This is a genomic window from Streptomyces sp. NPDC050674 (assembly GCF_040654575.1).
In the GTDB taxonomy this organism is placed as follows: domain Bacteria; phylum Actinomycetota; class Actinomycetes; order Streptomycetales; family Streptomycetaceae; genus Streptomyces.
This window is the reverse complement of the sequence record NZ_JBFAIG010000009.1, coordinates 1-25,517: the sequence shown is the minus strand read 5'-3', so window position 1 is coordinate 25,517 and position 25,517 is coordinate 1. Positions and strand designations below refer to the sequence as shown.

General features: G+C 70.0%; 27 protein-coding genes and 1 pseudogene. 16 read left to right on the top strand and 12 right to left on the bottom strand.

What is annotated here, in order from left to right; translation table 11 throughout:
* Positions 1-443: 443 nt before the first annotated feature.
* Positions 444-1,949 carry a WD40 repeat domain-containing protein gene (locus AB0I06_RS16565; RefSeq protein WP_363119505.1) on the top strand — a complete coding sequence of 502 codons (1,506 nt, stop codon included), beginning with the start codon at positions 444-446 and terminating at the stop codon, positions 1,947-1,949.
* Positions 1,950-1,989: 40 nt separating this feature from the next.
* Here AB0I06_RS16565 and AB0I06_RS16560 read toward each other — a convergent pair whose 3' ends face one another.
* Entirely contained in the window at positions 1,990-2,205 is a 216-nt protein-coding gene (locus AB0I06_RS16560) for a hypothetical protein (RefSeq protein WP_363119504.1), read from the bottom strand.
* Between the two features lie 200 nt (positions 2,206-2,405).
* On the opposite strand from AB0I06_RS16560, the gene AB0I06_RS16555 reads away from it, so the two are divergent.
* Positions 2,406-3,479, top strand: a complete 1,074-nt coding sequence (locus tag AB0I06_RS16555) for a hypothetical protein (RefSeq protein ID WP_363119503.1) — start codon at positions 2,406-2,408, stop codon at positions 3,477-3,479.
* Positions 3,480-3,507: 28 nt separating this feature from the next.
* On the opposite strand, the gene AB0I06_RS16550 is transcribed toward AB0I06_RS16555, so the two are convergent.
* Positions 3,508-4,101 (bottom strand): CAP domain-containing protein, encoded by a 594-nt coding sequence (locus AB0I06_RS16550; RefSeq protein WP_363119502.1) that lies wholly within the window; start codon positions 4,099-4,101, stop codon positions 3,508-3,510.
* Between the two features lie 261 nt (positions 4,102-4,362).
* On the opposite strand from AB0I06_RS16550, the gene AB0I06_RS16545 reads away from it, so the two are divergent.
* Positions 4,363-4,503, top strand: coding sequence for a hypothetical protein (locus AB0I06_RS16545; RefSeq protein ID WP_363119501.1), 141 nt, complete (start codon positions 4,363-4,365; stop codon positions 4,501-4,503).
* 64 nt (positions 4,504-4,567) lie between these two features.
* Here the strand turns inward: AB0I06_RS16545 and AB0I06_RS16540 are convergent, their stop codons facing one another.
* From AB0I06_RS16540 to AB0I06_RS16530, 3 genes are all read right to left on the bottom strand, one after another.
* Positions 4,568-5,329, bottom strand: a complete 762-nt coding sequence (locus tag AB0I06_RS16540; protein ID WP_363119500.1) for an ABC transporter permease — start codon at positions 5,327-5,329, stop codon at positions 4,568-4,570.
* A complete protein-coding gene (locus AB0I06_RS16535; RefSeq protein ID WP_363119740.1) occupies positions 5,326-6,189 on the bottom strand; it encodes an ABC transporter ATP-binding protein in 864 nt (287 codons plus the stop codon). Before AB0I06_RS16535 ends, AB0I06_RS16540 begins: the two co-directional genes overlap by 4 nt.
* A 191-nt stretch (positions 6,190-6,380) precedes the next feature.
* Positions 6,381-7,424, bottom strand: coding sequence for a polyprenyl synthetase family protein (locus AB0I06_RS16530; RefSeq protein WP_363119499.1), 1,044 nt, complete (start codon positions 7,422-7,424; stop codon positions 6,381-6,383).
* A 392-nt stretch (positions 7,425-7,816) separates the two neighbouring features.
* Here AB0I06_RS16530 and AB0I06_RS16525 point away from each other — a divergent pair, with 392 nt between their 5' ends.
* The 4 genes from AB0I06_RS16525 to AB0I06_RS16510 all read left to right on the top strand — a co-directional run bounded on the left by AB0I06_RS16525 (position 7,817) and on the right by AB0I06_RS16510 (position 10,333).
* Positions 7,817-8,479: an HNH endonuclease family protein gene (locus AB0I06_RS16525; RefSeq protein WP_363119498.1), complete on the top strand. Its 663-nt coding sequence runs from the start codon at positions 7,817-7,819 to the stop codon at positions 8,477-8,479.
* A gap of 127 nt (positions 8,480-8,606) precedes the next feature.
* Entirely contained in the window at positions 8,607-8,852 is a 246-nt protein-coding gene (locus AB0I06_RS16520) for an MOSC N-terminal beta barrel domain-containing protein (protein WP_363119739.1), read from the top strand.
* 51 nt (positions 8,853-8,903) lie between these two features.
* A complete protein-coding gene (locus tag AB0I06_RS16515) occupies positions 8,904-9,269 on the top strand; it encodes a MerR family transcriptional regulator (protein ID WP_363119497.1) in 366 nt (121 codons plus the stop codon).
* A 230-nt stretch (positions 9,270-9,499) separates the two neighbouring features.
* Complete coding sequence (locus tag AB0I06_RS16510; protein WP_363119496.1) at positions 9,500-10,333, top strand: zinc-binding dehydrogenase; 834 nt, start codon at positions 9,500-9,502, stop codon at positions 10,331-10,333.
* Positions 10,334-10,363: 30 nt separating this feature from the next.
* On the opposite strand, the gene AB0I06_RS16505 is transcribed toward AB0I06_RS16510, so the two are convergent.
* The 3 genes from AB0I06_RS16505 to AB0I06_RS16495 all read right to left on the bottom strand — a co-directional run bounded on the left by AB0I06_RS16505 (position 10,364) and on the right by AB0I06_RS16495 (position 13,421).
* Complete coding sequence (locus AB0I06_RS16505) at positions 10,364-11,782, bottom strand: FG-GAP-like repeat-containing protein (RefSeq protein WP_363119495.1); 1,419 nt, start codon at positions 11,780-11,782, stop codon at positions 10,364-10,366.
* Between the two features lie 166 nt (positions 11,783-11,948).
* Entirely contained in the window at positions 11,949-12,725 is a 777-nt protein-coding gene (locus tag AB0I06_RS16500; protein ID WP_363119494.1) for an MBL fold metallo-hydrolase, read from the bottom strand.
* Positions 12,726-12,968: 243 nt separating this feature from the next.
* Positions 12,969-13,421, bottom strand: coding sequence for a hypothetical protein (locus AB0I06_RS16495; RefSeq protein ID WP_363119493.1), 453 nt, complete (start codon positions 13,419-13,421; stop codon positions 12,969-12,971).
* 242 nt (positions 13,422-13,663) lie between these two features.
* Between AB0I06_RS16495 and AB0I06_RS16490 the strand changes: the two genes are divergently transcribed.
* A complete protein-coding gene (locus AB0I06_RS16490) occupies positions 13,664-14,815 on the top strand; it encodes a sensor histidine kinase (RefSeq protein WP_363119492.1) in 1,152 nt (383 codons plus the stop codon).
* The gene (locus AB0I06_RS16485; protein ID WP_363119491.1) at positions 14,812-15,477 is read left to right on the top strand and encodes a response regulator transcription factor; all 666 of its coding nucleotides are present in this window, start codon (positions 14,812-14,814) and stop codon (positions 15,475-15,477) included. The genes AB0I06_RS16490 and AB0I06_RS16485 overlap by 4 nt, the downstream gene beginning before the upstream one ends.
* Before the next feature lie 39 nt (positions 15,478-15,516).
* On the opposite strand, the gene AB0I06_RS16480 is transcribed toward AB0I06_RS16485, so the two are convergent.
* Positions 15,517-15,807 (bottom strand): hypothetical protein, encoded by a 291-nt coding sequence (locus AB0I06_RS16480; protein ID WP_363119490.1) that lies wholly within the window; start codon positions 15,805-15,807, stop codon positions 15,517-15,519.
* A gap of 235 nt (positions 15,808-16,042) precedes the next feature.
* On the opposite strand from AB0I06_RS16480, the gene AB0I06_RS16475 reads away from it, so the two are divergent.
* The 4 genes from AB0I06_RS16475 (at position 16,043) to AB0I06_RS16460 (ending at position 18,885) form a co-directional block, all read left to right on the top strand.
* Positions 16,043-16,483 (top strand): pyridoxamine 5'-phosphate oxidase family protein, encoded by a 441-nt coding sequence (locus AB0I06_RS16475; protein ID WP_363119489.1) that lies wholly within the window; start codon positions 16,043-16,045, stop codon positions 16,481-16,483.
* 86 nt (positions 16,484-16,569) lie between these two features.
* Entirely contained in the window at positions 16,570-17,442 is an 873-nt protein-coding gene (locus AB0I06_RS16470; RefSeq protein ID WP_363119488.1) for a universal stress protein, read from the top strand.
* A gap of 205 nt (positions 17,443-17,647) precedes the next feature.
* Complete coding sequence (locus AB0I06_RS16465) at positions 17,648-18,370, top strand: CBS domain-containing protein (RefSeq protein WP_363119487.1); 723 nt, start codon at positions 17,648-17,650, stop codon at positions 18,368-18,370.
* A 17-nt stretch (positions 18,371-18,387) separates the two neighbouring features.
* Positions 18,388-18,885 (top strand): flavodoxin domain-containing protein, encoded by a 498-nt coding sequence (locus tag AB0I06_RS16460; protein WP_363119486.1) that lies wholly within the window; start codon positions 18,388-18,390, stop codon positions 18,883-18,885.
* 13 nt (positions 18,886-18,898) lie between these two features.
* Here the strand turns inward: AB0I06_RS16460 and AB0I06_RS16455 are convergent, their stop codons facing one another.
* The gene (locus AB0I06_RS16455; RefSeq protein ID WP_363119485.1) at positions 18,899-19,276 is read right to left on the bottom strand and encodes an STAS domain-containing protein; all 378 of its coding nucleotides are present in this window, start codon (positions 19,274-19,276) and stop codon (positions 18,899-18,901) included.
* Positions 19,277-19,719: 443 nt separating this feature from the next.
* On the opposite strand from AB0I06_RS16455, the gene AB0I06_RS16450 reads away from it, so the two are divergent.
* Positions 19,720-20,394 (top strand): pyridoxamine 5'-phosphate oxidase family protein, encoded by a 675-nt coding sequence (locus AB0I06_RS16450; RefSeq protein ID WP_363119484.1) that lies wholly within the window; start codon positions 19,720-19,722, stop codon positions 20,392-20,394.
* Positions 20,395-20,478: 84 nt separating this feature from the next.
* Here AB0I06_RS16450 and AB0I06_RS16445 read toward each other — a convergent pair whose 3' ends face one another.
* Both AB0I06_RS16445 and AB0I06_RS16440 read right to left on the bottom strand, forming a co-directional pair.
* Positions 20,479-21,144 carry a CBS domain-containing protein gene (locus tag AB0I06_RS16445; RefSeq protein ID WP_363119483.1) on the bottom strand — a complete coding sequence of 222 codons (666 nt, stop codon included), beginning with the start codon at positions 21,142-21,144 and terminating at the stop codon, positions 20,479-20,481.
* A gap of 42 nt (positions 21,145-21,186) precedes the next feature.
* The gene (locus tag AB0I06_RS16440) at positions 21,187-21,645 is read right to left on the bottom strand and encodes a cyclic nucleotide-binding domain-containing protein (protein WP_363119482.1); all 459 of its coding nucleotides are present in this window, start codon (positions 21,643-21,645) and stop codon (positions 21,187-21,189) included.
* 368 nt (positions 21,646-22,013) lie between these two features.
* On the opposite strand from AB0I06_RS16440, the gene AB0I06_RS16435 reads away from it, so the two are divergent.
* Positions 22,014-24,461, top strand: coding sequence for a glycosyl hydrolase family 65 protein (locus tag AB0I06_RS16435; protein WP_363119481.1), 2,448 nt, complete (start codon positions 22,014-22,016; stop codon positions 24,459-24,461).
* Between the two features lie 216 nt (positions 24,462-24,677).
* A pseudogene (locus AB0I06_RS16430) lies at positions 24,678-25,517 on the top strand (phosphoketolase); the annotation flags it as partial.

The window sequence follows — 25,517 nt, the reverse complement described above, 5'->3', positions numbered from 1 at the left end:
CACATGCTGCGCGATCTGCCGGGCAAGGGGGGAGTCCATGGTCGCCGTACGGGGGAGCGACGTTCTCGAGGCGTCTCAGGTGCGGATCCACTCGTCTGCCGGCCGGGTGACCGGCGCCGGGTTCCTCGTCGCCGCCGATGTGGTGTGCACCTGTGCCCATGTCGTCGCGCGGGCGCTCGGGGAACCGGACGGAGCGGAGCAGGCGCCGAGCAAGCCGGTGGACCTCGAATTTCCGCTGCTGGCCGGACGTCCCAGGGCGCGGGCGACCGTCGTGTCCTGGAGGGCCGGCGGGGCCGATGTCGCGCTGCTGAGGCTCGACGCGGTGGTCGAGGGCGGGAGGCCTGTGCAGCTCGTCGACGGGACGGGGGTGTGGGGGCACACGTTCCGCGCGTTCGGATACCCGGCTCGTGCTGACGACGGAGTGTGGGCCGCGGGCACGTTGCGTGCGGGGCAGGGCTCGGGCTGGCTTCACCGGCAAGCTGCGGTACACCTCCACCGCCGGTGGAGACGACTACGCGGAGCTTCGAGCCGGCGGTGAGCTCCTCGTCAGGACGGACACCACCTACGTCCAGGCGCTCGACCGCACACCCGGCCGCAAGCGCGAGCTGCCCACCCGCAGAGGAGAAGCGGACGCCACCTCCAGGTACACAGTGGACGGAACAAGACACTCGTACGACCCAGGGTTGCAGGACGCGGACTACGCCGAGCCGGTCCTGACCGATCTGCGCACCGGGCGCACATACCGCACCCGCATCCCGACCTCGGGCAGCACTCCCACCGACTATGACGGAATCGCCGCGGCGCCGCGCGCCGACGGCGGACTCACCGTCCTCGTGCCCGTCGGCACCACACTGATGGCGGTCCGGGCCGAACCGAGTGGCAACGAACAGTTCTCGCAGAACAACGGCGTCGACGAGACGTACTCACTCTCGCCCGACGGGCGCTTCATCGCCCGAACCACCGAACGGCGCCTCGAGATCCTGGACGCCTCCCGCACCCGCCACCAGTCGGTACCGCTGCCGGCACCGGCCGAAGCGGCCGACTGGAGACCCGTCTGGACCGCCGACTCGAAGCGCATCGTGATCTGGGGCGAGAACGGGGAGCACGACAGCCTCTACCGGTCGTACGCCGTAGCAGACCTGACGGAGAGCGTGCCGTTCGATGACGACGTCCGGAAACCGGGCGACGTCGACAGTGTCGCCCCGCTCCAGGGCAGCGAGATCGCCCTCCTGGGCAAGGACGGCACGCTCACCCGCGTCGACGCCGCCGACGGAGCCATGAGCGCCAGGCCTTTCCTCGTCCACCCGGAACCCACGTCCACCGGCTCCACCAACGAGCGCTCCATGAGCGGCCATCTGCTCGCCCGTCCCGGGCACCCCGGCCAGGTCGTCGTGGTCACCAGGAGGGGAGGCGTACGCGGGGAAATCCTGGTGTGGGACGTCCGCGCCCCGCGCCACATCACGACCTTGCGGTCGAAATCGACCATCAGCACGCCGCTGGCGCCCTTGACGTCCGTCACCAGCCCGCTCGCCTTCGACGCGGACGGTTCGCACCTGGCCATGCAGAACGCCGACGGGCGCGTACGCGTCTGGGACGTGGACCGCGAGCGGAAGCTCAGTGGTGGCGCCCTCATCTCGTCCGACGACACCCTGATCGGCTTCGGGCCCGGTGGCAGCGTCGTCACGTACGAGTCGGCCAAGCGCCGGGTCTCGATCCACGACCTGACGCACGGCGGTTCCTCCATCACGCTGGCAGTCTCGGGAGGCGACTGGACGACCGGCCGCGTGACCGACCGGCAGCTGAGCATCGACACCGGCGACCTGCGCCAAGCCTTCGACCTGCGCCCCCAAACCCAGTTCCGTGCCCTGTGCTCCGCCGCGGGGCACGACTACACCGCAGCTGAACGCAGGCTGCTGCCCGAGGGGGCACCGTCCGAGCCGCCGTGCTAGCCGATCCGGCCCCCCCTCTGTTGAGACCTCTAGAGGCTGATCACCTCTGCGGCGACGCCGAGCCCGTGATGGCGTTGTAGAACGGCTCGGCCATGGCCGCGAGTGCTGATGCCCCTGACATGAAGGGGGTGAACGGGTCGATGGAAGCCGACCGGGTGTCCTGGCCCCGGTCGTCGGCCATGGCGGTGGACCCGCCCTGGAGGGCGATGACGGAAATGAGGACAAGAGCGGCACGAAGGTGCAAACGAGATCGCATGACTCCCTCAACGACCTGTTCTTCCGCAGGTCACAGCCCCACGACTTGTGTGATCGACAGACACCCGGGGTCAACGGCGCGCGCTGCGTCATCCGTTCGGTTGGCAGCGGGGCGCCTTGGGCATGCCCCGTCGCGTCGCCGTGCGGGGTTGCAGATGATCGTGAATCTCCCCGTCCTCTCGTCGGAAGGTTCATGCCGTCATGCGAGACCGCGTGTCGCAGATGGAATTGCCCCCTCTTTTCTGCCCTTTGGAATCGAAGCTGAACCCGCTGGTCCGGCGTGTGGAGAAGCGGGCAGTGGAATGGATCGAAGACAGCGGAATGTGCGCGTCAGAACGCGAGAAGGCCTGGATCGTGGCGACGCACAGTGCGGATTTCTTCGCCCGTTTCGCGCCGGACGCCGACGAAGAGCCTTTGCTGACCGCGGCGTTGTGGGTCTACTGGGGTTTTGCGTTCGACGACGCGCGCTGCGACAGCGGGCCCCTCAGCAGCCGCCCCGCTCAGTTCAACGCCCTGGCGGGACAGGTGCAGCGGGCATGCGAGACGGGTTCGGCGCGGCCCGAGGACCGGTACGCACGCGCCTTGCAGGACATCATGCGCCGCTTCCGTTCCTACGCCCCGCCCCAGCAGGTCAGCCGTTTCGTTCACGCGCACCGGGCATGGTTGTCGGGGGTGGCGTGGCAGATCGGCAACCAGGCGTTGGGCCGTATGCCGGTACTCGACGAGTTCCTCAGCATGCGCTTGCTGGCGGCCGGCGGTCACCCGACCTTCGCGCTGCTGGAGCTGGCGACGGGGGGAGAAGTACCGGGCCGGGACTTGTACAGCCCGGCGGTGCAGGCCCTGACCGAGATGGCGATCATGGTTGCCTCTCTCGACAACGACCGGCACTCGCTGCACAAGGAGATGTCCCGGGGCCACGCGGACCAGAACATCTACACCGTGCTGATGGCCGAGCGGGCCATTTCCCTCCAGCAGGCCGTCCACGAGGCCAACGCGCTGCGTGACCGCATCCTCGTGCGGTTTCTGCACCTGCATGACCGTGTACGCCCGACGGCAGGCTCAGATCTCGCGGTCTACTTGCAAGGGCTGCGTTACGGCGTGCGGGGCAACAACGAGTGGGGAATGCGCGTTCCGCGCTATCTCAGCCTCGGCCGCTGGCCGGACGAGAGGGAGGACCTGTCGCTGACGTTCTCCGAGGAGCCGTCCGACTGCCGGCCGGGCCCGGTCGAGGGCGCGCCCACGATCGCCTGGTGGTGGGACGCGGACCTCCGCTGATCTCGGCCGGTACCGGACCGCGATGCTCCTAGCCGCCGGAGGCGAGAGCCACCGTCCACCACGGCCCGTCGGCACCCGCGGAGACGCCGACTCCCGCTCGGGTGTATCGGCAGGTGAGCAGGATGGCGCGGTGGGACCCGCTGTTCATCCACACCGCGACGACTGCGCTCGGCGATGTCGGTCCGGCCGCGATGATCTCCGCGCTGTGGCCGGGGCGGTACCCGGCGGCCCGGGCCCGGCCGGCCGGGCTGGAGCCGTCGGAACCGGTGTGACTGAGGCGAGCGTGCCGGGCCATGTCGTCGCTGTGCCGCTGGGCTGCCCGGGTCAGCCCGGCCTGTGGACGTACCGGTACGCAACCGGCCGCGGCACGCCGCCGGTTGATCTCGTCGATCACCTCCCGGACGGGGCGACGGGGCGGTGGCACCTCATCCGCGGTGGGCGTGGCGTAGCCGGGGGATGCCGGCGCGTGCCACGGCCGGGGGGCGGGGGGCGTCCAAGAAGGGGGCTCGTAGGTGGGCGGATCGGGAAACGGCGGCCCGGCCCACGCCGGCGTGGCGCAGGCTTGCAGGAAAAGCAGAAAGGCCACCACCGCGGTCAGCAGGCTCACTTGGGCTTTCGTCATGGTTGCTTTTCTCTCATCTTTTCCGGTGTTGTGTCCGGCCCCTCTTTCGAGGGAAAGCGGCATTTCCTGTCCGATAGGGCAGGTCGCGACGGCTAGGGTGGAAACACCCAATCCCCCCTCCACGCAAGTCCGTAATTCCTAGGAGTTTTCATGTCCTTGCTGGTTCGTCGGTTTGCTGTTGTCTCCGTCGCTGCGCTGGCCGTGTTGGCCGGTGGGTCTGCTGCTGCGACGGCGGCTGCCTCGGCACAGTCGGCGCCCACGGTGTCCTACCCCGAGCCCGACGGCACGGGCGGTGCGAACGGCTACCACGGAGGCCGGGAGCGGCCCCTGCACTTCGGGCCGTTTGAATTTCCGCGGTACGGCAGCGTCTCCGGCGGTTTCACCTGGGGCCTGCGGGACTGACATCAGCAGATCCGCTTGAGGGGAGCCGTCCTGGACGGCTCCCCTCAAGCCGTTCATCATGCGGTCATCGCTTCAACGTGGCCGCGCTGGCGACGAGCACCGCGATCACGCACGCCAGGATCAGCAGGGCGTCCCGCACGAAGAGTCCGGTGACCCCGGTATGGGTGGCCGCTTCCCCGGCCGCCTGGACGGCGTACGTCATGGGCATGACCTCGGCCACCGCCGACAGCGCTCCCTGCATCTGGTCACGCGGCACGAAGAGCCCGCACACCAGGAACTGCGGCAGCACTCCCGCGGGCAGGAACTGCACAGCCTGGAACTCGTTGCGGGCGAAGGCGCTCACCAGCAGTCCGAGTGCCAAGCCCAGGAGGGCCCCGAGCATCGCGATGATCATAAGGAGATAGGCGGGCCCCTTGATGTCCAACCCCAGTGGACCCACGGACAGCAGGGTGGACAGGACTGCTTGGAGCAGTGCCAGGAAGGCGAAGGCGAGGCTGTAGCCGAGGACGATGTCGAGCCGCCGCACGGGCATGGTCAGCAGCCGCTCAGCGGTGCCGGTGGTGCGTTCGCGCAGGGTGGAGACCGACGCCACCAGATACATCACGATGACCGGGAAGACGCCGAAGACCTGTGGGCCGACCCGCTGGAAGGTGTCCGCGGAGTCGTGGAACATCAGCTTCAGCAGCACCATGAGCATGCAGGGGATGCCCAGCAGCAGAGCGGTGCTGCCCTTGTCGCGCGAGACCTGCTGAAGGACCCGGACGGCCGTGGCGGCGGTGATGGTGGGGGAGAACGGCAGCCGGTCGGCCAGACGCGAGCGGTTCACGATCGTGTGTCCGTGGCGAAGAAGGCCTGCTCCGCATCGCGCGCGGTCGGCTGATCGAGCAAACCGGACAGCTCGGGCGGGATGCTCTGCGCGGCGGCGCGCTGCCGGGCGCGTGTCTCCGCGGTGCTGGCGGCCTCTACCAGGTGCATGAATGCCTCTTCCACATCGGTGCAGCCCGTGTGCTTGAGCAGCGTGGCCCGGTCGGCGCTGGCCAGCAGCCGGCCGGAGCGCATCAGCAGCAGCCGGTCACACCGGTCGGCCTCGTCCATGACGTGGCTGGAGATCAGCAATGTCGTGCCTTCCAACGCCAGCCGCTGGAACACGAGCCACAGCTCTCGGCGCACCATGGGGTCAAGGCCGACCGTCGGTTCGTCCATCACCAGCAGGTCGGGGCTGTTCAGCAGCGCCACCGCCAAGGAGACCCTCGAGTACTGGCCGCCGGAAAGCCGGGTGACGAGTTTGTCCGCGTATCCCGCGAGGTCGACCTCCTTCACCACCCGAACCACTGCGTCCTCCCTGCGCCAGCCACGCATACCGAGCGCAGCGGCGAAGTAGCGCAGGTTCTCGAGCACTGTCAGATCGGCGTATACGGACGGGGCCTGAGTGACATAGCCGACGCGGGTTCTCAAGGGCGCGGATCCGGCGGAATATCCCAGGACCTGGATGTGACCCGCGGTGGCCGTCTGTACGCCGACCACGGAGCGCAGCAGGGTCGTCTTTCCACATCCGCTGGGACCCAGCAAACCGACGATGCAGCCACGGGGAATGGTGAAGGTGACATTCGATAGGACCGTGTGACTGCCGCGGACCACCTGAAGTCCATAGGCGGACACAGCCGGAACATCACCGGGGAGAGCCATACTCGGTTCGGTCTGCTGCACTGTTCCACTGCGTTTCGTCACGAAATGATGCCGGTCGGGTGGCAAAAGCGAGGGGAGTAAAGAAACCATTGAACCGCCACCGCACGGTCAACGGCCCACGCTGCGACAAGTCACGGCCGCACCAGGCCTTTTCGTGGTCTTATTCCCCCGGGCGGGGCCTTCCGACACCGTCATGAATCCCGTCGGATCATCGCCCAGGCGATTTCCTGCAACTGCCGGTAGGCGTCAGCGGTCGGCTGTGCGCAGGACAGCGCACGCAGTGCCGCGGACATCTGCCGACGCGCCTCCTCCTCGGCCGCCTGCCGCCCCCCTGCCTTTTCCACCAACTCCCGTGCACGGGCGACGTCCTGCTCATCCAAGGGGTGAGCCGAGGCATACAGGGCCCGCAGGCGCTCCGCGGCCGAGTCGGTGCCCGCGAGGGCGGCCACGACCGGCAGTGACTTTTTCCGTGCCATCAAGTCGGCGCCGACCGGCTTCCCGCTGCGCGTCGAACGGCCCCAGATGCCCAGCAGGTCGTCAGCACATTGGAAGGCCACTCCCAGCCGACGGCCGAACTCCCGCAGACCCCGCACCCGTTCCCCGTCCGCCCCTGCCAGCACCCCGCCCAGCGCGCAAGCACAGCCCATCAAGGAACCGGTCTTGCCTTCCGCCATGGCCAAGTACTGCGCCACGGAGACCTCGGAAGCGCCTTCATAGGCGACATCCAGGCTCTGGCCCTGGACGAGGTCCAGCAGCGCCTTGACGAGTTCGCGCACAGCTGCGGCCGCGACCGGGGACGGCGTCTCGGCGACCACCCGCATCGCCGCCGCCAGCAGTGCGTCCCCGGTGAGCACCGCCGACGGCGTGCCGAACACCGTCCATGAGGCCGGGCGGTGCCGGCGCAGAGCGTCACCGTCGATGACGTCGTCGTGCAGCAACGTGAAGTCGTGTACGAGCTCCACCGCCACGGCTCCCGGCAACGCGCTCGACGGGTCGCCCCCCACGGCGATCGCGGACAGCAGCGTCAGCGCCGGCCGGACCGTCTTGCCCCGGCTGGGTGCCGACACCAGGGGTGTGCCGTCGGCCTCACACCAGCCCCGGTGGTACCCGGCTACCCGCTGCTCGGTGCGCGGAAGTTCCGCCACAGCCGCCTGGAGGGCCGGCATGAACATCTCCTCCACCCAGCCGAGACGGGGAAAGACGGCGCCGGGGACGGGATCGGTGATCTGCGACATGCACTACTCCTCAGGAGCAACTCGAGCGGGCGGCGCGGCAGTCAGGGCCGACACCGCGTTCACCTCAGTCAATCGGCCCCGCGCGGCACAGAAACGGCCGCGGCACACCACCCGGCGAAAGGATCACCAAGGCGGCCCATCCCTCATACGGTGCACTGAACGGACAGTCGGAAGACGATCACGGGCCGGGCTGCGGGCGGCCGTACGGCCGCACCGCGCAGGTGTCGAAAGGGCAGGTCACAGCAGGGAGGTGGAGACGGTCCGCTTGTCTATGCGTCAAGGTGGAGTTGACCCGCGACACGCTGCGGCATCGTTTCTTCCTACGGCCGCCCGGGTGACCCGGCGCGTGCCACGCGGCCTTGATCGCGGCGGCCCCGCTATCCCTGCTGGACGTGATCAACCACTTCGCCCGAGCCGCCGCATGCGCCGCTGCCGGCACTGTCTGCGTCCTCGTCCTCGCCGTACCTGCCCCCGCCGCACAGTCCCTGTCTCTCGACCAGGCGATCGCAGCCCTTCCGCAGGCCGCCGAATCGCACACGGGATACGACCGCATGAAGTTCCGGCACTGGAACGCCGGAGCCGATCCCGGCGACGGATGTGACACCCGCGGCGAGGTCCTCCTCGCCGAAGCGGTGAGCGCCCCCGCGGTCGAGCCCGGCTGCCGTCTGGTGGGTGGCACGTGGTGGTCGTACTACGACGCGCGCGAGGTCACCTCCGCAGCCGCTCTCGACGTCACCCACACCGTGCCGCTCGCCGAAGCCTGGGAGTCCGGCGCCTCCGAGTGGACCGCCGCGCGCCGCGAGGCCTACGCCAATGACCTGGGCGATCCCCGCACGCTGAACGCCGTCTCGGCCACCTCTCATCGCAGCAAAGGCGACCAGGACCCGGCGCATTGGCTGCCGCCCAACACCCAGGCGACTTGTCGCTACATCACCGAATGGACCGCTGTGAAACTGCGTTGGCGCTTCACCGCAGACCGCAATGAGCGCCAGTCCCTCAGCCAGCTCGCCGAGTCCTGTCCCAACACCACGGTCACCTTCACCCCGGCTCCGTAGGGGCGTCCGCAACCGATGAACGGCGCTCTTGCGGTGCCACCGCCTTGCGGCGCCGCAGGGGGCCGGGCGCCCGAGCCGGTCGCCCCGGCCTGCCGTGGGCGGTGTCACAGCCCAGCTGTGATCGACGATCGAGCGGATCTGGCGGTATCCCATCAAGTCCATCGGCGGTGAAGTGCTGGACGAGGCCGCCGTGGACGCACGGGGCCTCGACGGCGACCGGCTCTACGCTGTGTGGGACGCAGAGGGGAAGTTCGGCTCGGGCAAGAACACACGCCGGTTCCGGCGCATGCCCGGGCTTTTTGGGAGCCGCCCGAGAGGGTTTGATCTCGCACTTCGATCAGGCGCGTACGACTCGGGGACACCGTTGCACTGACCTGATGCACCGTCCGGAAGACCGCGGCGCTCTCCAGCGTTGCCCCCTGGTATGAAGATCGGTGAGGCTTCCAAGGTCAGCGGTGTGAGTGCGAGATCGTTGCGGCACTACGAGGACGAGGGCTTGATCGTCCCGGGCCGTTTCAGCAACGGGTTCCGTGACTACTGCCAGTCCACGATCGACCGGGTGCTCGTCATCCGCACCCTGCTGGAGTCCGGGCTGCCTGTCCGGTTGATCAGGGAGCTCCTGCCCCACCTCACCGGCGGCTCCGATGCCGGCACCGGCGCGGTGTGCGCGGAGTTCCTGCACGAGGTGCAGAGTCATCGCGATCGGCTCGCTGCTCGCATCGCCGTTCTCAGCGGTCAGCAGGCGGCACTCGACACCTACCTGCGCGAGGCCCGCCGTTCTGATCTCTGACCGCCGCTTGACCTTGACGCAAGTGTCAGATTTCTACGTTCGCTGCATGGAGATCACCCAGCAGCGGAACACCGCTGAGCAGATGATGCGCGTACTGGTCCAGCGGTCGCACCGGGGACCGCAGGACCTGACCCTCACGACCGATCAGCGCCGCCCCGGCCCGGGGCCCGGTGAGTACCTGGTCCGTGTGGGCGCTGCCGGGGTCAACTTCGCTGACGTCATGCAGGCCCGTGGGACATACGGGGGAGGCCCTCAGGCCCCCTTATGTCGCGGGCTTCGAGGCCGCCGGTGAGATCGTGGGTGTCGGCCCGGACGTCGAGAGTCCGCTGCCGCTCGGTACTCACGTCGTCGGAGCCGGCCCGGGGGCCTTCTCGCAGTACATGACGATGCCGGCTTCGGGTGTCCTTCCGGTGCCGTACGGCTGGAGCGATGCCGCCGCTCTCGGCATGGTGTTGAACTGGGCCACAGCCCTGGCAGCGCTGAAGCCGTTGGGCGAGACCAAGCGGGGTGAGGTCGTGCTCGTCCAGGCCGCCGCCGGAGGCGTGGGGCAGGCTGCCGTCCGCCTCGCCCGTCACTATGGTGCGCGCGTGATCGCCACAGCGTCACCAGCAAAGCACCACACCGTCCAAGCGCTCGGCGCCGACGAGGTCCTGGACAGCCGACGCCCCGATCTGGCCGAGGCGATCACCCGCTCGACCGGCGGTGTCGACCTGGTCCTGGAATCAGTGGGGCAGGCCACGTTCAAGACCAGCCTGTCGGTCACCAAGCCCTTCACCGGACGCATCGTCGTCTTCGGTGCCGCTTCCGGTGACGCCACACTGACCACACACGACCTGGTCTTCACCCATCAGGTTCAGATCAAGGGTCTGCACATCGGTGCGCTGGCGGTCGCGGCCCCGTCCGTCTACCAGTGGTTGCTCGCCGAGATCGAGGCGCTCATCGCCCACGGCGTGTACCCGCCCGGCACCCCCCAGGTTCATCCTCTGGCTGAGGGGGCGATGCTGCTGCGGCAACTCGAAGCGGGCGAGACCGAGGGCAAGCTCGCCCTCGATCCCTGGCGTTAGGAACGTCCGTGCTTCCACCATCCTCCCGCTTCAGCCGAGAAGGGTCCTGCCGATGCCGGAGGCGGAGGAGAGGGCGTACTGCGTGGGGCCGAAGACGCTGACGCCGCTGGTGCTCAGGCCGCCGGTGGTGCCCCGCAGTTGCCAGATGGCGCCGTTGCCGTGGTCCTCGTAGGGAGCGGAGGCTGCGAGGTCTGCCTTGCCGTCGCGGTTGAAGTCGGCGAGGCGGACCTGAGAGCCGAAGACGTCGTTGCTCTCGGCGCTGCCAGGAACGCCGGGAGTGTCCTGTGAGTAGCGTGCCGCGCCCGCCGTGGTGAGCCCGTCGGCGCCTCCGCGCAGCACGAGTACGTCGCCACCCCCGACGGCTCGGCCGAGGGCTTCGTCAGGGACACCGACGGCCAGGTCCTCGCGGTGGTCGCCGTTGATGTCGCCGATCGACATCGTCGCACCGAACTCGTCCTCCTTCTCGTTGGCACCCGGGACACCGGCGGTGTTCTGGTGGTAGACGCGCCCGGAGGGAGCGAGGCCGCCGTCGACCTGGGGGTTGCCGTAACGGACGGTGATATAGCCGGACCCGTTGCTCGGATCGGCCAGGCCGTTGGGGCTCAGGCGGGGGTTGGAGAGGGCGATGACGAGGTCGTCGCGGCCGTCGCCGTTGAGGTCGCCGGTCGCCACGCGGTCTCCGCCGGCGAGCCGGGCCCGGGCGGTGAAGGAGTCGGCATCGGTGGTGCCGACGGCCTGGCCGTAGACGAGGGTGGTCTTCTGCTGGACGACAGCGAGTTCGTCCTTGCCGTCCCCGGTGAAGTCGCCGGCGGCGAGGTGGCCGCTGCTGGTGGAATCGGGGCCATTGACGTCGGTGCCGGCGGGGGCCTTGGTGCGGGAGAAGGCGCCGGTGTACAGCCGCAGAGATGTCTGCCCGGAGACGGCGATGTCCGGGCCCGAGTCGCCGGTGAAGTCGCCCACGACGATGTGCGAGCCGAACAGACGCGAGGGATACGAGGGCCCCGAGGGCAGCGCCAGGGCACTGCTGAACGGTGAGGTGCCGCCCCACAGTATGGTCACCGAACCGTTCCCCGACGCGTCTCCTTCACTGCCGACGAGCAGATCGGCGAACCCGTCGCGGTTGAGATCGCCGCTGGCGAGGCTGCTGCCGAAAAAGTCCTGGTATCCGGGCGTGCCAGGGACGTTGGCGGAGTTCTGCGTGATGTAGACGTGCTTGCCGGTGAGACCGCGGGCGGACCCGAAGGTGAGGAGGACGGCACCGGCGCTCTCCTTCCCGCTGATCGTCTTCCCGGGCATGCCGATGGCCAGGTCGCGGTATCCGTCGCCGTTGAAGTCGTCGGCCCACTTGGACCCGGCGGCGACGGCCTGGTCGGCCGAGACCGCCACCAGACTGCCGGTCAGACAAGCGGCGAGGGCCGCTGCCACGGCAAGACGGATTGAGTGACGCACGAGAACCCCCTGCTGTATCGCGGACGCCGATGGTGTCCGCGACGTGGAAATGATGACCGCTGCCCCCGTGTCCGGCGGCCACCCGCTAGATCACACGATGCGCAACAAAGAGCAGACGCCCCAGTGGCACCGAAGGTTGTATCGCCTTCCGGCACTGTCTTCCGCGTCATTCGGTGCCAGGAGCCGTATGACCACTTCCCCGGGCGAGGTTGGTGACGAGCCCGGGGGTGGCGACGTCGATGGGGTGCCGGAAGATCTGCGCCGCTGTTTCGTGTGCGGCTTTCGGATCTGTCCCCGGCCACAGGTGGGTGAGCATGAGCCTGGCAGCGCCCGCCTGGCTCGCGTACTGGCCGGCCAGCCGTGCGGTCAGCAGATACGGTGCGTCGGCGGCCGGCACCTCGTGGATGTATGTGGCTTCCGACAACAGCAGGTCAGCACCTTCAGCGAGGCGCGGGATGTCGCGGCTCGGACCCGTGTCGCCGGTGTAGGCGAGCACGGCGTCCGCCGTGGTCAGCCGGATGCCGGCGTTGGGCACGAAGTGCGGCAGGAGCCAGGTGTCGGTGGTGAACGGACCGATGTCGAACCGGTCGCCGGGCCGGAACTCGCGCAGGCGGTACGCCTCGGCGAGCATGCTCGGTTTGTCGAGCGCGAGTACAGCGTCGACCGCGCCGTGGGGTGCGTATACCGGCAGTGCCGGCGGTGGGGTGTCACTCAGACCTCGGGCGCGCAGGAGAGGGTTGAGGTCAGCGCAGTGGTCGGGGTGCCCGTGGCTGACCAGCACTGCGTCAACGGAGTCGACGGCGTTGTGCTCCAGCAGACGTGGCAGCGTGGCGTACCCGGGGTCGATGAGCAGGCGGAAACCCGCGTACTCGACGAGGTAGCCGCTGCATGCCTGAACTGCGGTGGGCCACGCCCCGCAGCCGCCGAGAACGGTCAGTTGCATGCCAAAGGACACTAGCGGCCATGCCCTGCTCGTTGGCAGGCATTTTCGGGGCATGGGCGCGGAGGTGATCGAGACATCGGTACCAGAGACTCCGCGGAAGCTGTTTCGACGTGTGGTCGCAGCTGGTCCAATGCCGCACCGCCTCGCCCTCGACGAACTCGGCGCCCGGGGAACCATGACTGCGACCCCACCCTCCGGGAAAGAGGGGCGGGGCCGCAGTCATGCGGTCACGAAGAGGCCGTGTCAGGTGCGGGTGCGGTCCCAGCCGGACCAGTGGCCGCTGGTGTAACGCTCGTTGTACCAGCGGTTGCGGTCACCTCCGATGCAGGTGACCGCGAAGTTCCAGCCGTTGGCCCACTCCACACCCATCGACTTGTTGCCCTTGATGCACTTGCCGCCCATGGACTTCCAGCCGCTCACACCGCTGCCCGAGCTCCACTTGGTGTACGGCACGTTGTTGGTGCCGATGACGAAGACCTGGGTGTGGCCGTTGGGAAGCCTGTGCGCCGTCTGCGACCCGCACAGGAAGCGTCCGCCCCACTTGCTGTAGGTGCAGTAGCCGTTGGAGCCCACCTCCACGAGTTCGTCTCCGGGGTCGGTGCCATCGGCGACCGCGCTGGTTTGCGCGGCGGTGACGGCTCCACCGGCGAGCATCAGCGTGCCGGCTGCCATGGCGAGTGTCTTACGCAACTTCACGAGTGTTTCCCCCAAGCGCTCGAAGTTCTGCTTCGGTCGAGGAAGGAGACCGGCAGTGGCGCCAAGCCGTCCACCCCGGTCTCCCTCTGCTCCCAGAACGTACGGTCCGCCCTGCGCGGCCCGCGTCCCACGCGGGGTTGAACTCCCGCCCGGACCAACGTGGTAGCCGCTGTGTTCCTACAACTTCCGCGGTACACCGCATATGTGACGCTCATTCGGCCAACCGGTCCTACGCTGCTGCAATGCGGATCCGTCCCCTCGCAGTCGACGCTCTGATCGCGGCGGCGCTGACCGGCGTGGCCGTACTGCTGGGGCCGGAAGCCGCGCGCCAAGGGCAGAATCCCCTCGATGCGACCGCCTACGCGCTGGTGGTTCTGGTCCACCTGCCGCTGGTGCTTCGCGCCCGGGCCCCGGTCGTGGTCTGCTGCCTCGTACACGCGTCATGGCTGGTGTACATCACCGCCGGCTACTGGGCCGTGGTGTGCAGCTTTGGCCCCATGCTCGCCGTTTACACCGTCGCCTCCCTGCGCCCTGTGCGGATTTCGGTGCCGTGCGCCGCGCTGATGGGCGGGGTCTGGATCTACGCGGGCGCGGTGAGCCACACCGACTCCTGGCCGTCCGTCGTAGGGCAGGCCGTGGTTTATCCGGCGGTGCTGTGGCGGTTCGGCGTCGTCGCCCGCCGCTCGGCCGAACTGACCCGGCAGTTGCGCCGGGAACAGGCCGAACGGGCCCGGCGCGAGGTGGCCGAGGAACGCGGTCGGATCGCCCGCGAGTTGCACGATGTGGTCGCCCATCACATGTCCGTGATCTCCGTGCAGACCGGTCTCGCCCGGTTCGTCTTCGACACCGACCGCCGGACCGCGCGCACCGCACTCGACACCATCGACGCCACCGGGAAGGAGGCCCTGGAAGAGTTGCGCCGCATGCTCATGGTCCTGCGCGCCGTCGACGACGGTGCCCCGGCCGGCCCCATGCCCGGGCTGGCTCGTCTCGACGAGATGGCCGAACGCGTCCGCGCCGGCGGGGTGTCGGTCGTTCTGAACGCCGAGGGCACCCCACGCCCGCTCGCCCCCGGTGTCGAACTCTGCGTCTATCGCGTGGTGCAGGAAGCGCTCACCAACGTCCTGAAACACGCGCCCGGCGCGCGTGCCGACGTACGGCTGACGTATGAACCGCACCAGGTGTCCGTTTCGGTCACGGACGACGGACGGGGGGTGATTCCGGACAGAGTACGAACGGACGGCGGGCACGGCTTGCTCGGCATGCGCGAGCGAGCCAAGCTCTACGGCGGGCAGATCAGCATCGGCCCGCAGGAGCAAGGGGGTTTCGCCGTGCGGCTGACCCTGCCGACCTCCGCGCGAGCCGCAGGGCGGGGGGACGACGCCACCACATGACCACCGTGCTCGTCGTCGACGACCAGTTCCTCATCCGGGCCGGACTCGTGGGGCTGTTGCGTGCCGCACCCGGCATCGAGGTGGTCGGCGAGGCGAGCGACGGCGCGGAGGCCGTCACACTGGCCGCCGAGACCGCCCCCGAGGTGATCCTGATGGACATCCGGATGCCCGGCATGAACGGCATCGAGGCCATCGAACGCATCCTCGCCCAGGCCGCCGAACCGCCGCCCCGGATCCTGGTGCTGACCACCTTCGACCTCGACGAGTATGTGTACGGGGCGCTGCGCGCCGGGGCTTCCGGCTTCCTGCTCAAGGACTCCGGGCCCGAACGGCTGCTCGCCGCGGTGGCCGCGGTCGCCGGTGGCGACGCGCTCTTCGCGCCCAGCGTCACCCGCCGCCTGGTCGAGGCGTACGCCCGCCAGACCGCCGTCGAACAGCCCGTGGACCTGGATCCCTTGACGTCCCGAGAGCTCGAGGTGCTGAAACTGATCGCCCGGGGCCTGTCCAACGGGGAGGTTGCCGACCGCCTCTACATCAGCGAGGCGACCGTCAAGACCCACCTCAACCGCACGATGACCAAGCTGGACCTGGACAGCAGGGCGCAGGCTGTGGTGGTGGCGTACGAATCGGGGCTTGTCACCCCGGGCGGACGAGCCCGTTAGCAGCCGGGCGGCACAAGCGAGTCTCCGACCGGACCGCGCTCACCGCTCGCCACCGAAGTGGTCGAGAACCTCGTCGCCGCAGTCATCCGCGCCGACCGTGCTGCGCGAGAAGGCCAGCACGCCGTCGTCCTCGCCTTCCTGCTTGGCCTCGGCCAGCTGCGTCTCGATGTTCGCGATGTACTCGGCGCACTCGGCAGTGATGGGCTTCTCGGGCTGCGGGTCCGGTGCGGAGGAGGAGTTCAGCCAGGCGGTGGTGGCGATCCCGACCGCGCACAGCACCACCCACGCGGCTACCCACGTGTGGCGGCTCGTCCATATCGGCTTGGGCATCCAGGCATCCTATGGCCGCCGCGAGGCCGCCGCGAGGCCGCCGCGGGACCGCCGCCGGAGCTCGGAGCTCCGCGGGACCGCGGTGGTCTCCGGCCCGAGGAGTCGAGAGCCGTCCCGATGTGCCGGGACCAGCAGCCGGTGACGCGGGGACGATCGGCCCTGGTCCGGCCGAGCCGTTCGCCCGAGGATGAGAGCACCCCTCATCAGGAGCATCGAGTGAGAGACGAGATGGCAGATGTACTCCAACGACGGATTTCGTGAGCTGAACCGGCAGGAGTGCCTGCGTCTTCTGACCGAGGTGCCCGTGGGGCGCATCGTGTTCACTCGGCAGGCGCTGCCTGCCGTGCTCCCCGTCAATTTCCGCCTGGCCGGCGACGGGGCGGTTCTGCTGTGCACCTCGGTGACGTCCGAGCTGGCGAGTGCGGTCGCGGGGGCGGTGGTGGCCTTCGAGGCCGACCAGTTCGACACGCACACCCAGGCGGGCTGGAGCGTCGTGGTCACCGGCACGGCCACCCTGGTCACCGATCCCGCCGAACACACTCGGCTCCTGCGGGAAGGACCCCGATCATGGGCGCCTGCCCCACAGGAGGTCTTCGTCCGCGTGGATCCGGAGCTGGTGACCGGACGCGCCCTGACCGGCGGACGCACCCTGTACGGGGTCGAACTCTCGTCGTAGTGAAGCGGTCAACGAGTCACCTCGAGTCGGCTCGCCGACTGTGGGCCGATCTGCCGAACCTCTCAGCGGGGGCGAGGATGAAGACCATGGGCAGGCCCATCGTCGTCGGAGTGGACGGTTCCGAATCCAGTCTGCAAGCCGTGGACTGGGCGGTCGACGAAGCCGAGCTGCACGCGGTGCCCTTGCATGTGGTGTACGCGTCACTCTGGCAGCGCTACGAGCGTGCCGTCTTTCCCACGAGCCCGGGCAGGACGGAGCAGATACTCACCGACGTGCTCGTGGTGACTGCGGCCAAACGCGCCGGCCGGCGATGTCCCGGCATGACGATCACCACCGAGGTCGTGCCCGCGGGGCCGGTGCCCGTGCTCCTTCATGCCGCGCACAAGGCCTCCGCGCTCGTCCTCGGCTCCCGCGGTCGTGGGAGCACCGCGGAACTGCTGCTGGGCTCGGTCAGCCTGGCCGTCGCCGGGCGGGCCGACGGTCCGGTGATCGTCGTCCGCGGCGTACAGGACGACCCGGTCGCGGCCCGGCTCCATGGCCGTCGCGTCGTCCTGGGAGTGCCCGAAGAACCGGACGGCTCGGCGGCCGTGCGTTTCGCGTTCCGTGAGGCGGACCGGCGTGGCGTTCCGCTGGAGGCGGTCCGAGCCTGGCACCCGCACGCCTATGAGACGACCGACCACGCGCTGGTTCCCGGGGAACCCGCCGAGGTGCACCGGCGGCGCGCGGTCGAGGCCTGGGAGACCGCGCTGCGCGCACCTGCCGCGGAGTTCCCGGACGTCGAGGTGCGTCAGCGGATCGTCGAGGGCCGTGCCCGCACCGCCCTTCTCGACGCATCGGCCCATGCGGCACTCCTCGTGATCGGCGCTCAGCGCCCCGGGGGACGCCTCGGTCCGCACACCGGCCGTGTGACCCACGCCGTGCTGCACCACGCCGCCTGCCCCGTGGGAGTGGTCCCGTAGCGGACACGGTCGCGCCCCGCGGTCCTCGACGTCCAGGGCCCATCGGTCCCAGGTCGGCCCGATCGGCCCCTGGGACGGCGCCACGGGCCGGGGGACGCTCGAAGCGTCGGGAAGGCTCCGAGGAGAATTCCCGAACTGCCCGGACCCCGCCTGCGCCGACTCGGCCGAGTCGCTCACGTGGACCGAGTCCTGGAGGAGGAACCGAATGCAGCACGCCAAGATCGGCTCCGTGATGAGTACGGAAGTGGTGCGGGTCGCCGAAGGGACGCCTGTGGAGGAAGCGGCCCGGATGCTCGCCGTGCACCGGACCGGGCTGTTCGTGGTCGATGAGGACGACCGGATGATCGGCGTCGTGACCGACGCCGACCTGCGGGCTCACGAGGTCGCGGCTCCCGGGCCGGGCGGGTGGCGCCGCTTCCGGTTCGTCGCACGCGCCACCACCGGCCGGCGGCGCGGAGGCCCGGCCCCTCGTACGGCCGGACAGGTGATGAGGGTGCCCCCGGTCCCGGTGCATGCCGAGGACACCGTCGTCAAAGCCGCGCGGGCCATGGCCGGGCGAGGTGTGGAGCGGCTGCCCGTCCTGGACGAGGAGGGCCGGTTGGTCGGAGTCCTGAGTCACCGGGACCTGCTCCAGGTCTTCGCGCGCTCCGACGAGGACATCCGGGACGAGGTGGTCGACGAGGTGTTCGTGCGTGCCCTGTGGCTGATGCCGCGCAGCGTCGACGTCTCCGTCAGCGAGGGCGTGGTCATGCTCGCCGGCGGGCTGGAACTCAGGAGCGAGAAGGAGTTCGCTGTCGCCATGACCTGGCAGATCGACGGGGTGGTCGCGGTCGTCGACCGGCTCACCTGGCGTCTGGACGACACGCGTCTTCGGGCGGACGAGCGGACACTGCGCTGCGCGGCCGACGACTGGCTGCGCGAATTGTGAGAGGAGGACGGACCGTCATGGTGAAGAACGTGCTGGTCGCGTACGCGACGACGAACGGATCCACCGCGGAGATCGCCGAGTGGGTCGCCGAAGTTCTGCGCAGGGACGGGCTGAGGGCCGAGGCTCTCCCGGCCCGTTCCCTGCCCGGTGTGGCGTCGTACGACGCCGTGGTGGTCGGCGGGGGCTTGTACGCCGGCCGCTGGCACAAGGACGCCCGCCGTTTCGTGCGACACCACCGCAAGGCACTGCGCGAACGCCCGCTGTGGTTGTTCAGCAGCGGACCGCTCGACCCGTCGGCCTCGGAGAGGGACCTTCCTCCCGTGCCCGGCGTGAAGAAGGCCATGATCGGCCTCGACGCCACGGAGCACGTCACCTTCGGCGGCTGTCTCAAGGAGGGTGCGAAGGGCTGGGTCGCCCGGATGATCATCCGCAACGGGAAGGGTGGCGACTTCCGCGATGTCGAGCGGATCGAGGCGTGGGCGGCACGGATCGGCCGGGAACTGCGGTCCGACTGACGCCGTCTCGGCGTCACCGGACCAAGCTGCTCTCCGGCAACGCGCCGGCCAGGGCCTCCGGCATCTCGGGAAGCACGTCGAAGACCCCGGCCAGTCCGGCGTGCCGCAGAACACGCCGGAGCGACGGGCTGTCGCTGACCAGGCGCAGCCGCCCGCGCCGCGCCAGGACGCGGTTTCGCACCCGGCACAGCACTCCGAGTCCCGCGCAGTCGATGAAGGACACCGGGCGCAGATCCAGTATCAGGTCGAGGCCGCTGCCGCCCGTCAGCGCGTCGAGACGCGTCCTCAGTGCCTGCGCCGTGGCCAGGTCGATCTCGCCGGTCAGCGTCGCGACGTCTGCCCTGCGCTCCGGCGGCTGCGGGAGAACGGACCTGCTGGAGATGTCAGCCATGGTCAGAGCAAAGCCGGGCGGCGGTGGCGTGCGGTAAGGCCGTTCGGTCCCGCCCGCGAGGCCGGTGGGACCATCGCGGCGCGCGACAGGGGGCTCGCGCGGTGGGCGCGCCCCTGCGGGGGTGGGTGGTGGGGCCGACCGGCCCAAGCGCGCCACACCGATCCGGTCCAAGCTGGAGGTGCGGTGCGATCCGGTCGACTCGCCCGCATCAGGAAGGTGGGACGCATGAACACCAGCGTCTTCCACGGCCCTGGGCGGCCCGCATGAAAGGAAACGCCGCCGGACCCCACTGTCGAGCAGGCGACCCAGAGGTGAGACCGGGCACCCTGCCCCGCCTCAGCCCGGGCCACCGGCACCGCGCTCAAGGCCCTGCCGGGTGAGGAACAGCACGAGGAAGCCGTCCCCTACCGGGGGCAGGACGTAGGAGAGAGAGGTGAGGGGCCATGACCGATCCGGCCTCGTCGAACGCCATCGAAGGGCGCCCCATGGGTGACCTCGGGCGGCGCATCACCCAGCGGCGCACGGAACTCGGCCTGAGCCGGCAGGAGACGGCCGCACAGGCCGGCATGGCACCGGCCTACCTCCAGTACCTGGAGGAGCGTCCCACCGCGGATCCGGGCGCGGGCACGCTGCTCCGGCTGGCCGGAGCGCTGAAGACGACGGTGGGGCACCTGACCGGTGGCGACAGCCAGCTCCCGCCCGGCCTGGGCCAGGCCGGGCGGACCCCTCGCTTCACCGAGCTGACCGAAACGGAATGCCGCTCGCTGCTCTCGACGCACGGGGTGGGGCGTCTTGCCGTACCCGCGGACTCCGGCCCGGTCGTCGTCCCGGTCAACTACAGCGTCGTCGACGGCGAGATCCTCTTCCGCACCGCCCCGGGCACGGCCCCGGCACAAGCAGCCGGGCAACGGGTCGCCTTCGAGGTCGACCGCATCGACGAGGCGTTCAGCGAGGGCTGGAGCGTGCTGGTGCGCGGCCCGGCCCGGGCCGTGACCGACGAGGAGGAGGCCGCTCGTCTTGCGGCCCTGGCGTACAGCACGCCCTGGGCGGGAGGCCGGCGTGAACTGTTGCTGCGCATCGAGCCCGTGGCGGTCACCGGGCGCCGGATCACGGTCTGACGGCAGGAGGGCCATGGGCTCCGGCCCAGGCGTCCGATGCCTGCCGGAGTGCGGTCGTTGACGCATCGCCGTAGGCCCCCCGGGTCACCCAGGGTCACTGCGGGGCGACGCACCGGCCAGGTGGCACTCGACGTCCACCACGCCCTCGACGGCGCGGATCAGACGGGCGGCGACGGGTACGAGGCGGGTGTCCCGGATCCGGCCGGTGAGCGTGACGACCCCGTCCTGGACCTCGACGCGGATGGGGACGAGGGGAGCGGGGAAGAGGTAGCTCACGACCTCGCGGCGGACTTCCTCGGCAAGGTCCTCGTCGGTTCGCAGGAACACCTTGAGCGGGTCCGCCCGGCTGACGATGCCCTTGAGGACGCCCTCGTCGTCGACGACCGGGAGCCGCTTCACCTTGCGCTGCGCCATGACACGGGCGGCCTCCGCGAGCGTGGCGCCTGCGCGCACGGTGACGGCCGGGGCGTTCATCAGCTCCTCGGCGGTCACCCCGCCGGCCTTGGCAAGGTCGGACAGCCGGTGCATCTGGGTGCGGCGGTCCGGGTCGCTGTCGCGGAACTCCTCCTTGGGCAGCAGGTCGGCCTCCGAGACCACCCCGATCACCCTGCCCTCACCGTCAAGGACGGGCAGTGCGCTGACCTTCCACTGCTGCATGGTCCTGACGATGTCCTTGAACGCGGCGCCGCGGCCGACCGCGACTACGGTGTAGGTCATGACGTCGCCGACGATGTGCGGGCTGCCCTGCATGGTCGTGCTCCTTCGCTGATCGGACGCGCACGGCCCGGTCGCTCATACCGGGCTGCCGCTGCCGTAGGGGGCGTACAGGTCGAGCAGCCGGACGCGCGACGCGTGCAGCCGGTGGGCGACCACCCGGCCGACCCAGTTCGCGACGGCGCGGCCGAACTCGGCGTCCCGGGCGCACATCGCCCGCACGGCCTCGGCGTCGAACTCGTAGGCCCGCACCGGGGTCATCGCCTCCGCCCCCAGATGCCAGACGTACGGCGTGAAGTGCCACGACCAGCCGACCAGCTCTCCGTGCCCCAGGGACCCGACGACAGCGGCCCGGCGGCCGGGGACCCGGAGATCGAGCGTGACCGTCCCGGTGCGCACGATCCAGAACCGGTCGGCGCGGCGGCCCTCCTCGAACAGGCGCGAACCCGCGTCGAAGGACACCTCTCGGGAGACGCGCATCAGCCGCTCCCGATGTGCGGGCGCCAGGCCCGCGGACAGACTGGTGGTGGAGGTCATCGCCAGGCTCCCTTCTGTTGCCGCCCAGCCGGGCGGCGAGTCCTGGGGTTGTGACTTCAGCGTGTGCCCGTCCCGGTTCCGGCACCACGGGCCGCCCGGCCCTCGGACGGGGCCGTTGGTCCCCGCCCGCCCGCCCGCCCGCCCGCCCGCCCGGCCGGGTCCGGCGTGGCGGCGGCCCTCTCCTGTCCGTGCTCCCGGAGCAGCCCGAAGCTCGGGCCGAACAACCCCGGCGGGGGACCGGTCGCCCCTCGCGCCCGGGCGCGGCAGATGCGACGGTGAGAGTGGATCTGCACCATGCCCGGGTACGAGGCGGTGGGAACGATGACGAGGCGACTTCCCTGGGCGCACACGCCGCTCCACCGCGCCGCATGCCCCGTGGCGGTCGTGCCGCAGCGCGTCCGGGGGGTGACAGCTCCGTGACGGACAGGTCCTGGGAGTACGAGGGGTACCGTCCCGCGGAAGAGCGGCTGCGTGAAGCGCTGTGCACGCTCGGCAACGGCTACTTCGCCACCCGCGGGACACTCCCCGAGTGCACGGCTGACGACGTGCACTACCCCGGCACCTACGTGGCCGGCTGCTACAACCGGCTCATTTCCGACGTCGCCGGACGCCGGGTGGAGAACGAGGACCTGGTCAACCTCCCCAACTGGCTTCCGCTGCGTTTCCGGCTCGGAGGAGGGGAGTGGCTCACACCGGACGCGGCGAACGTCCTGGACCACCGTCAGACCCTCCACCTGGACTCGGGGGTGCTGGAGCGCCGCACCCGTTACGCCCTCGGCGAGGGGAGGGTCCTCGCGGTACGGCAGCAGCGACTGGTGCACATGGGCGATCCGCACATCGCCGCACTGCGCACCGAGTTCACCGCCGAGTCCTTCAGCGGCGAACTGGAGGTCCGGGCCGCACTCGACGGGACCGTCGTCAACGCGGGCGTCCCCCGGTACCGGGACCTGGACGGCCACCATCTGACCCATGTGCACACCGGCACAGCCGCGCCCGGCACGGTCTGGCTGCGCTGCCGCACCCGTACCTCGGACATCCGGATCGGCATGGCCGCCCGGCTAACGGCTCCCGGACCGGTCACGGACACCCCCGACCCCTCGCACGCGGCTCAGGGCGTCATGCTGCCCCTGGCCGTCGGCCGCACGGCGACCGTCGACAAGACCATCGCCCTGCACACCTCACGCGACCCCGCGATCAGTGATCCGTTGCAGGCGGCCGTGGACAGGGTGAGCGAGGCACCGGCCTTCGACGAACTGCTCGCATCGCACCGGGTCGCCTGGAGCCAATGGTGGCGCCGGGCCGAACTCGACGTCCCCGGGGAAGCGGGCGCCATCCTGCGGCTGCACCTCTTCCACGTGGTGCAGACGCTCTCCCCGCACACCGCCGACCTGGACGTGGGCGTACCGGCCCGCGGGCTGCACGGCGAGGCCTACCGGGGCCATGTGTTCTGGGACGAACTGTTCGTCCTGCCCTACCTCAACCTGCATTTCCCCGAGGTCTCACGCGCCCTGCTCCACTACCGCCACCGGCGACTGGACCGCGCCCGCGCCGCGGCACGGGCCATCGGCCGGCGCGGGGCGCTGTACCCGTGGCAGAGCGGCAGCGACGGACGGGAGGAGACCCAGCGGCTGCACCTCAACCCCCGCTCGGGCCGCTGGCTGCCCGACCACACCCACCTCCAGCACCACGTCGGCTCGGCCATCGCCTACAACGTCTGGCAGTACTGCGAGGCGAGCGGCGACGCCGACTATCTGCACACCGAGGGCGCCGAGATGCTGCTGCAGATCGCGCGCTTCTGGGCCGACTCCGCCACCTGGGACGAGGACCTTCGACGGCACCGCATCCGGGGCGTGGTCGGACCCGACGAGTACCACGTGATCCACCCCGGCGCCGAGCAGCCGGGCCTCGACGACAACACGTACACCAACGTCACGGCCGCCTGGGTACTCACCCGGGCCCTGGAAGTCCTGCGCATCCTGCCCGAGCCCCGCCGCCGCGAACTCCTCGAGCGCATCGCCCTGGACGACGGTGAACCGGACCGCTGGGACCACGTCTCCCGTACGCTCCACGTGCCGTTCCACGCCGGAGTCGTCAGCCAGTTCGACGGGTACGGCGAGCTCGCCGAACTCGACTGGGACGCCTACCGCGAGCGCTACGGCGACATCCGGCGCCTGGACCGGATCCTGGAAGCGGAGGGGGACAGCGTCAACCGCTACAAGGCCTCCAAACAGGCCGACGTGCTGATGCTCGGCTACCTCTTCTCACCGTCCGAACTCGGGCGTCTCTTCCACCGGTTGGGTCACCGGCTGGAGGACGAGACCTGGCGGCGCACCGTCGACTACTACCTGGCCCGCACCAGCCACGGCTCCACCCTCAGCGGTCTCGTGCACGGCTGGGTCCTGGCCCGGTGCCGACGCTCCGACGCGTGGACGTTCTGCCAGGAGGCCCTGCGCAGCGACATCGCCGACCTCCAGGGCGGCACGACCGGCGAGGGCATTCACCTGGGCGCCATGGCCGGCACCCTCGACCTGGTGCAACGGGGTCTGCCCGGACTGGAGACCCGCGCCGGGGCACTGTGGCTGGACCCGATGCCGTTGCCCGGGCTGTCGTCGTACGGCTTCTCCCTGCGCTACCAAGGCCATTGGGGCATCAGGCTGCGCCTGACGAGCGGGCAGCTGGAGATCGCCGTACCGCCGTCCGACCTTGCGCCCATCGACGTGGAACTGCCGGACCGTTCGATCGGCGTGCGGCCGGGGGAGACGTTCCGGCTGATCCTCACCGATGACGTCCATCGCCGGATGGACACCGGAAGCTGAGCGCGAGGCGATCGGGCAGGTCGTCGCCACGCTTTGACACTCCCGACGAGTTCGCAGATGTGCTTCCAGCAGGCCACGGCGATGGACGGCGTCAGGAGGACTCCCGGACCGCAGGAGGGGCCGACAGGCCCTGTCGTGCGCCCGGTGAGCGGACGAAGGTGGAAAGCGCGGCCCGGTAGGTGTTCCCGGCCCGCACCCCTACCCGGAAGGACTCCCATGTCCGTCGACACCCAGCAGACGTCCGCCGAGCTCACGGAGGAGGAGCTGAAGAAGCTGGACGTCCACTGGCGCGCCGCGAACTACCTGGCGGTCGGCCAGATCTACCTCATGGCCAACCCCCTGCTGACCGAACCGCTGCGTCCCGAACACGTCAAACCGCGGCTGCTCGGCCACTGGGGCACGTCTCCCGGCCTGAACCTGGTGCACACCCATCTCAACCGGGTCGTCAAAGCCCGTGACCTGGACGCGCTGTGCATCTGGGGGCCGGGGCACGGCGGACCGGCGGTGCTCGCCAACTCCTGGCTGGAAGGCTCGTACACGCAGACCTACCCGGACGTCACGCGGGACTCGGCAGGCATGGCACGGCTGTTCAAGCAGTTCTCCTTCCCCGGCGGGGTGCCCAGCCACGTCGCCCCGGAGACCCCCGGCTCGATCCACGAGGGCGGAGAGCTCGGTTACGCCCTGTCGCACGCGTACGGCGCGGCTCTGGACAACCCCGGCCTGGTGGTCGCCTGCGTCATCGGCGACGGCGAGGCCGAGACCGGGCCGCTGGCCGCGTCCTGGCACTCCAACAAGTTCCTCGACCCGGTCCACGACGGTGCCGTGCTGCCGGTCCTGCACCTCAACGGGTACAAGATCGCCAACCCGACGGTGCTGTCCCGACTGCCCGAAGCCGAGCTGGACGCACTCCTGCGGGGATACGGCCATGACCCCATCCACGTCGTGGGGGACGAACCCATGGCCGTCCACCGCGCGATGGCGCAGGCCATGGACACCGCCCTGGACCGTATCGCCGAGGCTCAGCGCGCCGCCCGTGAGGAGGGCGTGACCGGGCGC